The organism is uncultured Porticoccus sp., from assembly GCF_963975625.1.
Taxonomy (GTDB): domain Bacteria; phylum Pseudomonadota; class Gammaproteobacteria; order Pseudomonadales; family Porticoccaceae; genus Porticoccus.
Window position 1 is genome coordinate 142162 of record NZ_CAXBHS010000004.1, and the last position, 15855, is coordinate 158016.

The 15855-nt window shown below is 51.6% G+C and carries 16 protein-coding genes; 13 read left to right on the forward strand and 3 right to left on the reverse strand.

The features are described from left to right. Window positions 1–61 precede the first annotated feature (61 nt). The 7 genes from AACZ64_RS05530 (at window position 62) to AACZ64_RS05560 (ending at window position 6912) form a co-directional block, all read left to right on the forward strand. On the forward strand, window positions 62–1372 hold the full coding sequence (locus AACZ64_RS05530; RefSeq protein ID WP_293614117.1) for an FHA domain-containing protein: 1311 nt from the start codon (window positions 62–64) through the stop codon (window positions 1370–1372). Beyond that, window positions 1372–2808 (forward strand): trypsin-like peptidase domain-containing protein, encoded by a 1437-nt coding sequence (locus AACZ64_RS05535; RefSeq protein WP_339639761.1) that lies wholly within the window; start codon window positions 1372–1374, stop codon window positions 2806–2808. Before AACZ64_RS05530 ends, AACZ64_RS05535 begins: the two co-directional genes overlap by 1 nt. 103 nt (window positions 2809–2911) lie before the next feature. Further along, complete coding sequence (locus tag AACZ64_RS05540; protein WP_293614115.1) at window positions 2912–3655, forward strand: SH3 domain-containing protein; 744 nt, start codon at window positions 2912–2914, stop codon at window positions 3653–3655. A gap of 168 nt (window positions 3656–3823) precedes the next feature. Then, on the forward strand, window positions 3824–4084 hold the full coding sequence (locus AACZ64_RS05545; RefSeq protein ID WP_293614114.1) for a hypothetical protein: 261 nt from the start codon (window positions 3824–3826) through the stop codon (window positions 4082–4084). An 18-nt stretch (window positions 4085–4102) separates the two neighbouring features. Then, entirely contained in the window at window positions 4103–5509 is a 1407-nt protein-coding gene (locus AACZ64_RS05550; RefSeq protein ID WP_293614113.1) for a serine/threonine-protein kinase, read from the forward strand. 98 nt (window positions 5510–5607) lie between these two features. Beyond that, window positions 5608–6114 (forward strand): FHA domain-containing protein, encoded by a 507-nt coding sequence (locus tag AACZ64_RS05555; protein ID WP_293614112.1) that lies wholly within the window; start codon window positions 5608–5610, stop codon window positions 6112–6114. A gap of 27 nt (window positions 6115–6141) precedes the next feature. Further along, window positions 6142–6912 (forward strand): protein phosphatase 2C domain-containing protein, encoded by a 771-nt coding sequence (locus tag AACZ64_RS05560; protein ID WP_293614111.1) that lies wholly within the window; start codon window positions 6142–6144, stop codon window positions 6910–6912. A gap of 254 nt (window positions 6913–7166) precedes the next feature. On the opposite strand, the gene AACZ64_RS05565 is transcribed toward AACZ64_RS05560, so the two are convergent. The 3 genes from AACZ64_RS05565 to nhaD form a co-directional block, all read right to left on the reverse strand. Next, window positions 7167–8039, reverse strand: a complete 873-nt coding sequence (locus tag AACZ64_RS05565; RefSeq protein ID WP_293614110.1) for a universal stress protein — start codon at window positions 8037–8039, stop codon at window positions 7167–7169. Further along, the gene (locus tag AACZ64_RS05570) at window positions 8039–9532 is read right to left on the reverse strand and encodes a SulP family inorganic anion transporter (RefSeq protein ID WP_293614109.1); all 1494 of its coding nucleotides are present in this window, start codon (window positions 9530–9532) and stop codon (window positions 8039–8041) included. Before AACZ64_RS05570 ends, AACZ64_RS05565 begins: the two co-directional genes overlap by 1 nt. Before the next feature lie 436 nt (window positions 9533–9968). Continuing rightward, window positions 9969–11420, reverse strand: a complete 1452-nt coding sequence (nhaD, locus tag AACZ64_RS05575; RefSeq protein ID WP_293614108.1) for a sodium:proton antiporter NhaD — start codon at window positions 11418–11420, stop codon at window positions 9969–9971. A 401-nt stretch (window positions 11421–11821) separates the two neighbouring features. Between nhaD and AACZ64_RS05580 the strand changes: the two genes are divergently transcribed. The 6 genes from AACZ64_RS05580 (at window position 11822) to AACZ64_RS05605 (ending at window position 15831) form a co-directional block, all read left to right on the forward strand. After that, the gene (locus tag AACZ64_RS05580) at window positions 11822–12010 is read left to right on the forward strand and encodes an antirestriction protein ArdA (RefSeq protein ID WP_293614065.1); all 189 of its coding nucleotides are present in this window, start codon (window positions 11822–11824) and stop codon (window positions 12008–12010) included. 118 nt (window positions 12011–12128) lie between these two features. Further along, window positions 12129–12902 (forward strand): type IV toxin-antitoxin system AbiEi family antitoxin, encoded by a 774-nt coding sequence (locus AACZ64_RS05585; protein ID WP_293614064.1) that lies wholly within the window; start codon window positions 12129–12131, stop codon window positions 12900–12902. Between the two features lie 34 nt (window positions 12903–12936). Continuing rightward, on the forward strand, window positions 12937–13191 hold the full coding sequence (locus tag AACZ64_RS05590; protein WP_293614069.1) for a nucleotidyl transferase AbiEii/AbiGii toxin family protein: 255 nt from the start codon (window positions 12937–12939) through the stop codon (window positions 13189–13191). Continuing rightward, entirely contained in the window at window positions 13181–13525 is a 345-nt protein-coding gene (locus AACZ64_RS05595) for a hypothetical protein (RefSeq protein ID WP_293614063.1), read from the forward strand. The genes AACZ64_RS05590 and AACZ64_RS05595 overlap by 11 nt, the downstream gene beginning before the upstream one ends. 104 nt (window positions 13526–13629) lie before the next feature. Next, on the forward strand, window positions 13630–15216 hold the full coding sequence (locus AACZ64_RS05600) for a peptide chain release factor 3 (protein ID WP_293614062.1): 1587 nt from the start codon (window positions 13630–13632) through the stop codon (window positions 15214–15216). A 120-nt stretch (window positions 15217–15336) separates the two neighbouring features. Beyond that, entirely contained in the window at window positions 15337–15831 is a 495-nt protein-coding gene (locus tag AACZ64_RS05605) for a hypothetical protein (protein ID WP_293614061.1), read from the forward strand. The last annotated feature ends 24 nt before the right edge of the window (window positions 15832–15855 follow it).

Here is a 15855-nt window from a genome sequence, read left to right on the forward strand (position 1 = left end):
AACAGCGGTAGTTCAGGTCCTCGCCTACAAGGGAGATGAGCTCTATAACCAGGGCTCTGGCGTGGTGGTTGCTGATGGCGGCGTGATTATCACCAGTGCACACCTTCTTGAGCATGCTGACAAATATGTTGTCCTTGATAGTCAAGGGCAGAAACTGCAGGCCGTGATGGTCAAGGCGGACGCCGCCAGTGATATGGCAGTCCTGCGAGCGGCTTCTCTGACGTCTTCTCCTCTGATTTTTTCCCAAGATACAGCCTCGGACAAAGGCACGCTGGAGGTGGCTGGGTATTGGCACAAAACCGAAGAAACGCCACGTAGTACCTTTTTTGGATTTTCGAACAAGCCCAAGTTTGTTGCAGTGATTGTCCCAGAGCTGAAATGGACCAAAGCGCTGTTCGATACATCCCAAGAGGAAACTGGTTATGTGAAGTTGGTGACAGCTATGGGTCGCGGTGGCTATGGTGCCCCCCTGGTGAATCGCTGTGGTCAACTGTCTGGGGTGATCAGGAGCAAGCCAGGGGCAACTCTCAAAGAGCTTTGGCGAGCTCACACCCCTGTGGGTGCTACTGCTGTGCCACTCTCCCGTCTTGAAAGTTTTTTGGCCTCGCTATCTATTTCTCCACTTAAAGCGGATTCCCCTTGCCTAAGTGTCGTGGAGCAGCAGAAACTTGCTGAAGCCGCCAAACAGCAGGAAGTCGAAGCGGCTAAAAAACAGGCGAAGGAAGCGGAAGACGCAGCAAAAAAAGCCAAGGCTGATGCGGATAAAGCCAAGGAGGATACGCAACAAGAACGCCAAGCCCGCGAAGATGCGGAAAAAGAGCGAGAGGAGATCACGACCATTGTTGCTGATATCAACAGCAATGCAGAATTGATCGATTCGGAAAATGCCCATATCAAGAAGCAGAACCAAACATTGTTCTGGGGCGCTGTGGCTGCGATTGTGATCGGGGTGCTAATTGCGGTATTACTGTTAATCAAGCGCCGCAAGGACTTGTCTGTTGCTAGCAAAGCCCTGTTGGCGGCATCCGCCAGTTTTGGTGACTGCCGTTTTGAAGGCCGTGACTCTTCTAACGCGCCCATTGCTTTTCTGGTGCTGGGTAAAGATCTGATGCAGCGTCAGAATGGCCTAGTCGTGGGGCGGAATCCTGAGCTAGCGCAAGTAGTGATTGCCGATGACACGGTGAGTCGACAGCACGCCCAACTTTATATTAAAGAAAATTATTTGCATATCAAAGACTTGGGATCAACAGGTGGTACCCGGGTCAACGGTGTGGCTGTGTCGGAGGAAGGCGCGGCACTGATTACCGGAGATAAAGTCGATTTTGGTCAGGTGCAGTGCACATTGACAGTTTTGGAGCGCACGAAGTCGTGATGCTAATCAACGAGCGCAATAAAGTAGCTACCGTATTCAGTGTTGCCTGTCTTATTGGTGTCGTTCTGTTCTTGGCCGGAGGGCGTTTGGCTTTTGCAGGTAAGACCTACGAAAATCATGTGGTCAAGGTTAATGTTCTCACCGTGGACCGCAAAGGTAATGTCGGTATGGGACATGGTACGGGTTTTGTGATCAACGATGAGGGACATATAGTTACCAACTGGCATGTGGTGAACAATGCAGCTGCTATTTTTGTCTTACGGGATGGTCAGCGTATTGATGCCATGCAGGGATTTGATGTGGCGAATAAATTTGTCGGAACCAATGTGGAAGACAATCCCTGGACATCGAAAGACCTCGACTTGGCTATCCTCAAAGTCAAGCCAGAATACTGGAACCAATTAAATTTGGAGCCAGTGACTCTAGCCAATCAACGACCGCTACAGGGCAGTATAGTGGCAACCCAGGGCTATCCGGGTATTGCCGATCAGACGGCGGTAAAATCTCAGGACATTACCGCCTATTCAACCTATGCCGCGCACAATCTTGCCCGGATTATCGAGGGTGGTCGGTGGTCTGGTACCGAACAAAACATTGTGCAGTTGCTGCACACTATTCCGACCTCTGGGGGAAACAGTGGTGGCCCCGTTTTTGACGAGTGCGGGAGGGTGGTCGGTGTACACAGCGCATCTCCTACGGAGACTGCACGCCTGTTTGACTCGAAGGGCCGTCAATTGGACGCGATGGGTGTGGTTTCCAACGCTGCCTATGGGCTGGCCTCAGATATTTCAGAGTTGATCCGGGTTTTGGACAGTAAGGGCATAAAATATTTTCTTGATGAAAGTGTCTGTTACTCCAAACAGGATCTGTACGAAGAAGAAAATAGAAAACTTTCCAAAATACTACAATTTTCTCTCTATTTTGGTGGTGCGGCACTGGTCATCATTGGCATTATTCTGGTTCATCTGTTGCGAAGCCCGGCTGCGCGGCAACAGATTAGTCATGCGGTGGAAAGCTATTCTCGCTCACTTCGTGCCTCTCGTCCCCAGTCGAAGTCTCCTTCTGCCGGTGCAGTGCGCTCTTCCCAACCGGCGGCGACTGTGCTGGATGCTCCCAAGATAAACCTGATTCTGGATGGGTATGGAGCAAACCGGCAACGTTACCGCTTGGTGATAAGCGGAGATCAGTTATATCGAGGTGATGTGGTGGTGGGCCGCAGCCCTGATGATTCTGCCTATGCCGTTAACGAAGACAGTATTTCCCGTCGGCACTGTGCTTTCTATGCACAAGGTAATAATCTCTATGTCCGGGACATCAATTCCACCAATGGTACATTCGTAAATGGCAGGCAGCTTTCATCAGGTGAAAGTGTACCGTTGGAAAATGGCGCGGAAGTCAGGTTGGGTGGTGTGAAATTTAAGGTGATTTCCGGTTAATTTTGATGATGAGTGGAGATGGAGAAAAGACATGAAACTGAAAAGGAAAGCCTTGGTCAGTGGCGTTGTAGCAGTATCCTTGACTCTGGGGGGGTGTGCTTCTATGACGGAAGAACAAAAGGCTTCCTGGGGCAAGGTAGCCGGTGCAGTGGGTGGCGGTGTGATTGCGGAAAAGCTCTCAGAGGATATGGATAACGATGCCCTTCGCGCGGCAGCCATCCTCGCTGGTGCGGCGGCAGGTGCTTATATTGGTGACCAGTTTGCCAAAGTGTTGAGCCGGCGTGACCAGGAAAAGTTGTTTGCTGCTCAGCAACAAGCGGCTGGAACTGGTCAGAGAGTCACTTTTTCCGGTGATGATGGAGTCACCGGTCAGGTCAGTGTGCTTGACGACCAGCCTGTGAGCCGAGAAGAAAAAACGGTTAAGCTTAAAGTGTTGAAGCAGAAAGTAGAGCAGACTCCACCGCTGAGCTTGATCGGTGCACCCTACAGTCCGAAGAGTGTTACTAATGTGCGCAGTGGCCCCGGGACGGACTATAAAATAGTTTCCCAGTTGGCCGGGAACCAATCGGTTCAAGTGATTGGTGAGGCCCTGCCGGATAAAAAGTGGTACCTCATTTCCCAGCTCCCTGATGGCACTGCTGGAGGTTATGTGTACCGTCCATTGATGTCCCCATCGAACCAGCCGGTAAGTTATGCCCAGGCTTCCACGGAATCTGTATCCGAGGTAAAAGTACAGGCCAGCAGTGTTTGTAAAACAGTCAGACAGGAAGTGACCACAGCAGATGGAACTATTACAGAAGATTTGCGGGTCTGTCAGCAGGGCGATGGTACCTGGAAGCTGGTTTAGGCTATTAACTGAAGAATGCGTATGAGCTTGATAGGAATCTTTCTTCGTAACCCCGTTATCCACTGGCAAGTCACTGCATTTTTTTCAACGCTTCTGCTTTTATTGACAGTTAGCCCGGTACAGGCCTCGGAGCGTCTACTGATGTCTCACGCAGGAATGGAGGCTTTCATGCTTACACTTGATTGTCGCTCAAAAAATGAGGCGACCCTGGAAATTCGTTCATCGACTCCGGACGTTTTTGATGGTGAGCGGATCGAGCTACAGCGCTTAATCGGGCAAGTCAGGGCTGTGGTTAGCATAGAGTGCCCTTCCATTCAGCGTATAACAGCCAAAGGAACAGTACGTCGACAACTATACTTTGCCGGTGCTACCGAGAAGGCTTGGGGCTGGCGAATTATCGGCCTTTTTGCACCATTAAACGAAGGTTAGGATCTTTCGGAAAACGTGATGGAGAATAGCAATTTCACTACTGATCAGTCATCCTCCCAAGTCCTGCCGGCGGGATACGAACTTGATGAATATGTGATCGAGCAAGAAATTGGTGCTGGTGGTTTTGGTATTACCTACAAGGCCTATGACAAGCAGCTTGATCGTTATGTGGCCATCAAAGAGTATTTTCCTTTTAACCTTGCTTCCCGTGATGAGGGAATGCATGTCTCTCCGAAGACTCGGGTCGCTCAGGATGTGGATGAATATCAATGGGGGTTGAGCCGTTTTATTCAGGAAGCGCGGACACTGGCGCTTTTCGAACACCCCAGCATCATCCGGGTGATCCGTTATATCGAACGCAACAGTACTGCCTACATCATCATGGATTTTGCCGTGGGGCGCGATGTTTCGGAAGTTTTAAGAAGGGACGGCCTGTTGTCGGTGGAGCAGTTGAAAGACATTTTACTACCGATTGCTGAAGGTTTGGCGGCGGTACATTCTGCTGATATGTTGCACCGGGATATCAAGCCGGGCAATATTCGTTTGCGGGATAACGGTACGGCAGTGTTGATTGATTTCGGGGCTGCCCGGCAGGCCATCGGGGTTCGCTCCCAGTCCATCTCAACCATTCTGACTCCGGGTTATGCGCCGATTGAACAGTATTCAACTCGGGGAAATCAGGGCCCCTGGACGGATATTTATGCACTGGCTGCCGTAGGCTACGTTTGCCTTACCGGAGAAAACCTATCCCATTATGAGGCAACTGAACGAATCCGAAATGACCAGCTCCCCAAGTTGGTAGACCGTATAAAGAGCATTGATACGGCTTTTTTGCATGCGCTGGATTGGGCCCTGAGTCCTGAGGAAAGTGATCGGCCACAGACAGTCAGTGAATGGCTCGAGGTCATAAGAGGTGGGGTCCTCCCCACTCTGGATTCATCGTCAGTGGATGATCAGGCAACAGTCCGGTTATCTTCTCCCGCGGTGGATGAGTCGGTTGACAAGCGTGGGAAAAACTCCAAAAACACGAATAATCAAGGAGAAAAAAAATCCTTCCACTGGGGTATGGTGGCTGTGACGTTTGGAGTTGTGGTTGGTTTTGTCATGTTTTTCATGGCATCGGGACTGGATAAGTCGGAGTCCGATCATCGGATTGTGAAGAATGCACCAGATAGTACGGTAAGTCATGATGAGGGAGTAGCTGAAAACCGCACTGAACCATCTGAGCCGGATCCGTCAGCGGTGAGAGCACGGGTGGTGGACAGTAAGCCCAGAGCACCTGCCGCTGCTTCTAAAGATTCTGTTCAGGATGATCGTGATTTTGAAATTGCCAAGCAGATCAATACAACAGAGGCATTTGAGATTTATTTGCGGTTACATCCCGATGGCCGTCATCGGGAAAAAATTAGCGCTACCCGACAATAAACTTTTTCAGGAGAATCAGCATGTCAAATGATGATGGAAATGACCGAGGTTTTTTTAATAACCCGACTAGACGGGTAGGAGGGGCAACGGATGTGACTGTGAAAAAGAACCCAGCCGATTCCTCACCCTCTTCTCCAGCTGCGGAAGCCACTATTTCCGGTGGGTTGGCGGGTGATCTGAATCCGGTAACGCGCCGGGTTCGACCGGGTGCCGGTGGTGAAGAGGTCTCGTCCACTCCTGTTTCCAGCGGTACTGCCTATCACCCTGAATTTGTGGTGGGGTGGTTGGTGGTGGTCGATGGTCCGGGGCGGGGTATGAGCCGCCCTCTTGGTTATGGGATGAATCCGGTTGGTAGAGAGGAAAGTAATGGCGTAGAACTGAACTTTGGCGATGAAGAGGTTTCTCGCAAGGCTCATTGTCTGATCGCCTATGATCACAAGAACAAAAAGTTCTATATCCAGCATGGAGGTGGTCAGAATCTCACCTATGTTGGTAACGAACCGGTGCTGTCCTCCTGTGAGTTAAACAAAGATGCCATGATTTCTCTGGGGAATACCACATTAAAGTTTATAAAGCTCTGTGGTGATGGCTTTGATTGGGAGTAACCCTCCATTGATGATGGGCTATTGCTCATGAAGCTTGATATCCACGGAGAGGCTATTCAGGGCGCTCGTCACTACCAAGAAGACTGCTTTGAAATCTGCGTAGAGGAGGTGTCTGATCCTGAGGGATGTCTGGTAGTGTTGTGCGATGGTATGGGGGGGCACAAGGGCGGAGCTGTAGCCAGCTCAGTTGCCGCCACCGCATTTATCAATCATTTTTTGACTCTGTCAGGACTCCCTCCCACCGAGGCGTTACAGTTATCACTAGATGCAGCGCACCAGGCCATACGAAATGAAATCGCTGAGCAGGGTGCACCGCCCGAGATGGGAACCACTCTGGTTGCAGTCTATGTCGTTGGTAACGATGTTCATTGGGTGAGTGCCGGGGATTCCCACCTTTACTATTATCGCAAAGGCAGGCTCGAGAAACTCAACCAGGATCATTCCATGGCTGCAGTACTTGATGAGTTGGCCGAGATTGGTCGTATCAGTCCTGAGGAAGCAAGAATGGATCCTCAGCGTAATGCCTTGAGAAGTTGCCTGTCTGCTGATGATATTTCGTTGATGGATTTGCAAAGCCGGGAGGGGCTGTTGAGGCCAAGTGATAAACTATTCTTGGCCTCCGATGGGCTGGATACCCTTGAGGGCCATGAGATCGAAAAGTTGGTGACCAAATACAAGCGTAAAACCTCGTCTCTGCTGGTATCCAAGCTCCTGAAAACAGTGGAGCAGGTCAACAAGCCAAACCAGGATAACACGACAATTGTTATCATCTCCGCCAAAGGTAATTCCTGGTTTTGACATTGTCGCTCAGGAATTGGTTTTGATCGTTTAAGGCCGAGTACGTCCTTAGGGGAGAACTCGCAGTCATATTCAACAACACACAGCTTTTGGAGACATTGTGGCTGGTTTTTTTGCGAGTGTGCCTGCTGTTGAGTAGCATTAGTCAGTAGGGGACTAATATCGGGCTTTTCTTCTATTCCCTTGTAGGTGGTTTACATTGCTATCTTCCAATAGCGCTCGACTATATACCTGAATTATTCCTATTAGCCGTATCAACGCAGCAACAACAGCGGAATTTTTGAATTGATCAGCATCCGCTGGGTCACACTGCCAAACAGCAGTTCACGTATACGGCTCTGGCCGAAGGCACCCATGACAATCAATTCGATGTTGTTTTCCCGGCAATATTGTTCGAGTTGTGGCTGAACATTGCCATGCAAACTGGTGGAAACCACGTCCAGTCCGGCATCTTGCAAGGTGGCGGCAGCTTCTTCCAGTTGTGCCGAGGGAATATCCGCTGAGTCGCTGACATGTACGATGTGGCAGGTCAGTCCCCGGTAAAGGGGGCTGAGGCTCACCATATCCAGTGCCTTGCGGGAGGCCTCGTTGCCGTCATAGGCAATCATGATACGCTGTGGTGGCTGCTCGAACGGCCGGTTAACCACCAGTACGGGACGGTGCATGGCACGAATCAGACTTTCCAGGTGCGCACCCAATTGTTTTTCCTGATGTTCGTGCTCCTCGCCGCGAACGCCCACCACCAGTACCCGGATTTCTTCTTCCATTTCCACCAGAGTTTCTTCCAGGCTGCCGTGGCGCTGCAGGGTCTCCGGCGTGCTGCTGCCCATCGATATTGCGCGTTGGTGGGCACTTTGCAACATCAGCTTGCCCTGCTCCAGCAAGATCTTGCTGCGGCGTTCTTCCATGCTGGTGAGTTCTTCCAGCAATTCTTCCCGGCTGCCGAGGCCGATACTGCCGCTGAGATCCATCAGCGGCGGGGTCTCGCGGTGTTCAATATTGTGCAGCAGCTTTAGCGGTGCACTGAGCTTTTGGGCCACCCAACTGGCGTAATCCGTGACCGATTCCCGGTAGGTGGAGCCATCAATACAGGCCAGAATGGTCCGTCTGTGATTATTGTTATTCATTAATGTCCCCCGAGTACCTTGTCGATTTCTTCCGGCTTGTCAAACACACCAAAGCGGTCGACGATGGTGGATGTAGCGTCATTGAGACCAATTAACTGCACATCGGCACCATCGCGACGGAATTTGATCACCACTTTGTCCAGAGCGGACACTGCCGAAATATCCCAGAAATGGGCGCGGCTCAGATCAATGATGACCTTGTCCAGCGCTTCCCTGAAATCGAAACAGGCATTGAATTTATCGGCCGAGTTGAAAAACACCTGACCCACCACCCGATAGGTGCGAGTGTTGGCCTGATCATCCAGTGTCGAAGTCACATACATAAAATGACTGACCTTGTTGGCGAAAAACAGTGATGCCAGCAAAACCCCGACCAGCACACCATAGGCGAGATTATGGGTGGCCACAACTACCACGACAGTAGCCATCATCACGATATTGGTGGAGATCGGATGCTTCTTCAGGTCGGTAATTGACTGCCAACTGAAAGTGCCGATAGACACCATAATCATCACGGCTACCAGTGCCGCCATGGGAATAAGGGACAGCCATGGGCCGAGAAACACCACCATGATAATCAGAAGCGCCCCTGCAGTGAGTGTGGACAGACGGCCGCGGCCACCGGATTTTATATTGATTACCGACTGGCCAATCATTGCGCAGCCCGCCATGCCCCCCAGTAGGCCCGCACCGATATTGGCGATGCCCTGGCCCTTACACTCGCGGTTTTTGTCACTCGGGGTATCAGTGAGATCGTCCACAATAGTGGCAGTCATCATCGATTCCAGCAGGCCCACAACCGCCAATGAAACAGAGTAGGGCAGGACAATCATCAGGGTGTCGAGATTGAGTGGTACCTCTGGCCAGAGAAAGATCGGCAGCGTATCGGGTAATTGACCCATATCGCCCACCGTGCGGATATCCAGACCAATCAGCAGGGCGACTCCCGTCAGCACCACTATGCAGATCAGGGGTGAGGGGATCGCTTTGCCGATCACCGGCAGCAGCGGGAACAGGTAGATAATACCCAGACCGGCAGCAGTCATCGCATAAACGTGCCAGGTGACGTTGGTCAGCTCCGGCAATTGCGCCATAAAAATCAAAATAGCCAGCGCATTCACGAATCCCGTCACTACCGAACGTGAGACAAAACTCATCAGGTTGCCGAGTTTCAGGTAACCGGCTGCAATTTGCAGTACCCCGGTCAACAGCGTTGCCGCCAAAAGATATTGCAGGCCGTGTTCCTTCACCAGTGTCACCATCAGCAGCGCCATGGCCCCGGTGGCGGCTGAGATCATGCCGGGTCGACCGCCGACAATCGAAATGATCACAGCGATACAGAATGAGGCGTAGAGGCCAACCTTGGGATCAACCCCGGCAATAATGGAAAACGCGATGGCTTCGGGAATCAGAGCCAGAGCAACAACTATCCCGGCCAGTACATCAGCGCGGATGTTGCCCAGCCATTGTTGGCGGGTGGAATGAAATAACATAACAATAATTCCTGGTACTTTTTTTGGGCAGCCCTTTTCCGGAACAGCTCACTCCCGAGAGAGGCAAAATGGCTCTGCCCGCTATTCGGGATGAAAATTTTCAATAAACCCAGAAGCGGTGGCTGTTCGCCAACCACTTGGAAAACGCAGTGCTTGGTGTTTCTTTGAACGGAATGGCTGGGCTAAGCGTGTGTAGAGGACCGATAGCGTTATGTCAGGGTGGCGTGGGTATCTGATTAAAACGCATTGGCTGGCCTGATTCGAAGCGGGCGCGAATTATAGCTTTCTGTCAGGCATTGGCAATGTCTGTGTTGCCTGCTAGCGGTATCAGCTGGTTTTACCTGGGGTATGGGGCACGGTGGAGTATTTCCTCGTGAAAGCGGATCATTCGCCATTCCAGAGAGGCAGTTGTCCACCGTAGCCCCCGACAGGTTTGTCATCCCATCACATGAAAGCTGCCGGCATTCAGCCACATGTGGGTGGCAATGCTGGCAAAGTAGCCGAGCAGAATTACCGGTGCCCATTTCAGGTGGCCCATGAACGTATAGTAGCCCCTGGCCTGGCCCATTAACGCGACTCCAGCCGCCGAACCAATCGACAGCACACTACCCCCGACGCCGGCAGTGAGCGTGATCAGCAGCCAGTGCCCATGACTCATTTCAGGTTCCATGGTCAGTACGGCAAACATCACTGGAATGTTATCGATAACGGCGGAGGCCAGCCCGAGAAAGATGTTTGCGTAGGTTGCGCCCAGGTCAGTATAGAGCGTCGTGGATAGCATATGCAGGTAGCCCATATAGCCGAGTCCACCGACACAGACCACGACGCCATAGAAAAACAACAGTGTGTCCCACTCTGCACGGGCGACCCGGTTGAATACGTCAAACGGAACGATGCCGCCGAGGCGATTGAGTGCCTCCTCATCGCCTTTCTGCAGGGCTATTGCTCTCTTGCGTTCCAGGGACTTGGGCAGTGTGCGGCGCAGAAAATAACCGAAAAATTGTAGATAGCCCAGGCCGGTCATCATGCCGAGTACCGGCGGCAAATGCAGCAAACTGTGGCAGGCCACGGCAGAGGCTATGGTGAGCAGGAACAGGACGATAATACGGCGTGCACCGCGTTTCATCTCCACTGCTTCATAGACGGTGTCGGGTTTGTGCTGTTGCACAAAAAAACTCATGATGATTGCGGGAATCAGATAGTTCACCAGGGACGGGACTGCCAGGGTAAAGAACTCATTGAATTTGACAATGCCCGCCTGCCAGACCATCAGGGTGGTAATGTCCCCAAAGGGGCTGAAGGCCCCGCCGGCGTTGGCGGCAATCACGATATTAATGCAGCACAAATTGATGAAGCGGCCGTGACCCTCGGCGACTTTCATGACCACCGCACACATCAGCAGGGCCGTTGTGAGGTTGTCGGCAATCGGAGAAATAACAAAAGCGAGGCCGCCGGTTATCCAGAACAGGGACCTGTAACTGAAGCCTTTGCGTACCAACCAGGCACGCAGTGCATCAAAGACGCGGCGCTCCTCCAGGGCATTGATATAGGTCATTGCCACCAGCAGGAACAGCATCAGTTCACTGAATTCCAGCAGGGTATGACGAAATGCACCCTCGGCCTCATCTGGCATGCCGTTGGCGACATAACTGGTGCCGATCAGTACCCAAATAATGCCTGCGGCAACCAGCACGGGTTTCGACTTGCGCAAATGCAGTTTTTCTTCACCCATCACCAGAATGTAAGCCAGCGTAAAAACCACCAGAGCCACCAGACCAGTTGTTGTGCTGGTCAGGTCGATAGGGCCCGCTGCCGCAAAGGCGGCGGTGGGAAGAAAGAAGAGTAACAGGCTGAATAGCAGTGATTTGACGCAAGCGGTCCGTGTCATGTTCAGGAATACCTCGGCATGTGTGGCAGTAATGATTGGGGTCGTGAGGAGCTCTTCCAGGGTACGCCGCTGGCGCGTGCGATCCGGCGGGCGACTTTACCAGAAATGATTGATTGATTCATCGTCCGAAGCGGCGTTTTTTTGCGCGCAGGTAGCCATCAGGCTTATTCGTTGTGGCTGTTTAACAAACTGTTGATGCAGATCAGGATCCCCTGATAAGTAAAGTTGATGTCTTTTGTCGGTGTTTTGAATTTCTCCGGGAATGACCGGGTGCGAAGTGTTGCTGTTGTTGTCTGAAAACTGTAGCGGTTGGGTTCTTGCCCTCTCTCAGAGTATGAAGACATTCAAAGTGCGCAGAAATTGCGTGCTTTATCGAAGAGCACGGCGAAATAACAGGAGAGTTGATAAGCCATTTTTCGACGATTGACGAAGTCCAGAAAGCCATGAAAGAAAACTATGCAGGTTGTCATGAGGGTGTGGCCGACTTTGCCGAGGAGCTGACAACGGACACAATAGAGATTCCCGAAAGCCTCGCGTTCTATATCGACTATGAAAAGATGGGGCGTGATATGGAGCTTGGCGGTGTATGATGCGGCAAAGCCGCCCGAAGTTTAAAATATCCATTATTTCGGTACTTGAAGTACCGAAAGAAAGAAAAATATAAACTTCTCGGTTGAGGCAGTTTAAAAAATATAATATATTGGTACTATGAGTACCGAAAACGAGTCAAAATTGAACCATTTGCTCAGCACTCAGCCACTAGGCGTCGTGCTTTCTTCGGCATGGCTTGCTAAACAAGGTTACAGTCTTGATTTACAGAAGCGCTATAAGCGAAGTCATTGGTTTAATTCTATCGGTACAGGGGCGCTAATACGCCATAGCGATCAGGTGGACTATTTGGGCGGCATCTATGCCTTACAAACCCAGCTAGGGCTATCTGTGCATCCAGCAGCTAAAACAGCTCTGTCGATGCAGGGTAAAGCCCATTATCTGGAGCTGGCTACCAAGTCAGTGCAGCTTTTTGGTGGGAAAGAAGACAGTTTGCCCCTTTGGTTTAAAAAGCGGGATTGGGGTGTCAGTGTGAATTGTAAGCTGACATCGTTTTTACCCGCTGATCTTGGATTGGTAGAGGTTGGGCATAAGAGCTTTAAGGTTAAAGTATCTAGCTCAGCTAGGGCGGTTATGGAGTGCTTGTATTTGGCTCCCAAGTCGCAGCCGCTCATGGAAGTCTATGAACTGATGGAGGGTTTGAATAACTTGCGCCCAGCCACGGTTCAAAAGCTGTTGGAGGCTTGTACTTCGGTGAAGGTTAAACGCCTATTCCTATATTTGGCGGATAGAGCAGGGCATGAATGGCTTAACTATCTCAAGCTGGATAAGGTCGATTTGGGCTCAGGCAAGCGCGCCATCGTCAGTGATGGTGTATACGTGCCGAAGTATCAGATAACTGTGCCGAAAGAGTTGGAGGCTCTCCACGAATGAAGCTTATAAAAAGCCGGTGGGGCTTCTTTTGGATGTGTTGCCCGAAGTGGCCAAAGAAAAATGCTTTGCCATGCATGGTGGCACGGCGATCAATCTCTTTGTGCGGGATATGCCAAGGCTATCGGTGGACATCGATTTAACGTATGTCGAGATTGCCGAGCGTAAAGAGACGCTAGACGGAATTAATGCGGCACTTAACCGCATTAAAGGGCGTATCGAAGCACTGCGTCCATCGATACGAGCGCAGCACAAAGATAAGGTTTGTAAATTACAGCTTGGTGAGCAGTAATCGCCCGACCCATGAAATGCTTGATCCACATTTACTGGATCAGCGCACAGCGTTTGAAAATCAGTTCGAAGGCATGAGCGCGATTGAGTTTAGTTACGATGATTATGAGGCCACAAGGCTTCAGCTTATCGAAACGGCCCGAACCAGCCTGAATCATGACGACAAAGCCTTTTTGCTGAGCTTGAATCGTCTAGCGCCAGATTGGTCGATTTACGACTATCAGAGCTTTCCATCGGTGAAGTGGAAGCTTCTGAACTTAGAGAAATTCAAGAAGGACAGGCCGGATGTTTATGAGCAGCAATTAACCGAGCTGGAAAACATTCTGGAGCGGTAATTTATAGCGCGGTTGTTTATTGGTAAAATAACGCGTTTTTTCGCCCCGAAAGGGTAATGTGACGAACAAGTACAAATTTAAGTACAAACTAGGGTATGAGCAGTATGGGTGATAGCAATTTATCCAGTGAAATCAATAAGAGGCGCACGTTTGCTATTATCTCGCACCCCGATGCCGGCAAAACCACCATCACCGAGAAGCTGCTTTTATTCGGTAATCTGATTCAGGTGGCGGGTACCGTGAAAGGTAAAAAAGGTGATCGCCAGGCGACTTCCGACTGGATGCAGATGGAGAAGGAGCGGGGGATTTCTGTCACCTCGTCGGTGATGCAGTTTCCCTATCGGGATGCCATGGTCAATCTGCTGGATACCCCTGGCCACGAAGACTTCTCCGAGGATACCTATCGCACGCTCACAGCGGTGGACTCGGCACTGATGGTGATTGATGGTGCCAAGGGTGTTGAAGCCCGCACCATTAAGTTGATGGAGGTCTGCCGATTGCGGGACACGCCGATCATCTCTTTCGTCAACAAAATGGACCGCGATATTCGCGACCCTGTCGATTTGCTGGATGAAATTGAAGCGGTTCTGAAAATTACCGGTGCACCGATCAACTGGCCGATTGGCATGGGGCCGGATTTCAAGGGCGTGTATAACCTCTATACTGACACGATTCACGTGTTCAGACCGGGGCAGGGACACACCATTCCGGAGGACATTCAGATTGTGGGAATCGACTCTGATGAGGCCACCGAACTGCTGGGTTATTACGTGGATGATATCCGCGAGCAAATCGAGTTGGTTCGCGGTGCGACCCACCAGTTCGATCTCGAGATGTTCCTGGCCGGACAAATGACGCCGGTGTTCTTTGGTACTGCCCTGTCTAACTTCGGTGTTCGGGAAATGCTGGACCATTTCGTGCAGTGGGCGCCACCGCCACAACCCCGGGGTGCAGTGGAGCGTGTGGTGGAAGCCGATGAGCAGCAATTCTCCGGTTTCGTGTTCAAGATCCAGGCGAACATGGACCCGAGGCACCGGGACCGGATTGCTTTCATGCGACTCTGTTCCGGTCAATATACCCAGGGTATGAAGATGCGCCATGTGCGTCTGGGCAAGGACATCCGCATTGCCGATGCAGTGGGTTTCAAGGCTGGCGAGCGAATTGCTGTGGAGGAGGCGGTGGCCGGGGATATTATCGGCCTGCACAACCACGGTACCATCCAGATCGGTGATACCTTCACCGCGGGCGAAGATCTTAAATTTACCGGTATCCCCCATTTTGCACCGGAACTGTTCCGGCGTATCCGGCTGCGCGATCCGATGAAGATGAAGCAACTCCAGAAAGGCCTGCAGCAGCTGTCGGAAGAGGGCAGTACCCAGGTGTTTTTCCCGATACAAAGCAACGATATCGTGGTTGGCGCAGTGGGCCAGTTGCAGTTTGATGTGGTGACTTATCGTCTCAAAGACGAGTACGGGGTGGAGGCGGTCTATGAGCCGGTCAATGTATATACGGCTCGCTGGATTGAATCCGACGACAAGAAAAAAATCGACGAGCTGAAGCGCAAGGTACCGGAGGGCATTGCCGTGGATGGCGGTGGCCACCTCACCTATCTGGCGTCCACCCGGGTCAATCTGTCACTGACTGTCGAGCGCTATCCCGAGATTGACTTCAGGGCAACACGGGAGCTCTGACAGAGAGATCTGGCGGGGCTTTTCTGAGTGCCCGCCTGTCATTTTTGATCAACCCTTAGTCATTGCCCACCATCACCGGTTGTAATAGTCTGGGTGCCATTGAAAGGATGGGGAAATGCCATGGATAACCGTCGTAAAACGGTCGTCATCAACAGCCGCTTCCAGTACCAGTATGCGCTGCTTGCCGCCGCCGTTGCCGTACTGTTGGTCAACCTGACTATTATCACCCATGCCCTGCTTGCCGGCCCCCCGGGCCTGCTACTCGGGGGCTGGAATATTCTGCTGGTGGCGGCGTTGGAAGTCCTGCTGATCGGCGGTGTCTGGTGGGGTAGTCTGGTGTCGAGTAATCGTATTGCCGGCCCTGTCTTTGTGCTGGTTCGGCAGGCCGAAGCGCTGTCAGGCGGCGATTTTACTGCCAGGGTTCGTTTGCGTAAGCGGGATGTTTTTCAGCCCGAGGCGGAAGCGATTAACCGGAGCTTTGATATTCTGCAATTGCGTCTGCAAAGACTGAAACACCTGGTTGGAGAATTGGAAAAGCTGCCTGCCAGTGAACCAGTCGTGCCGGAAAAAATTGCCGAGCTGAAGGCTGAGCTCGATCAATTCAAGACCTCCTGATGCCACCATCCCGACCAAGGTCAA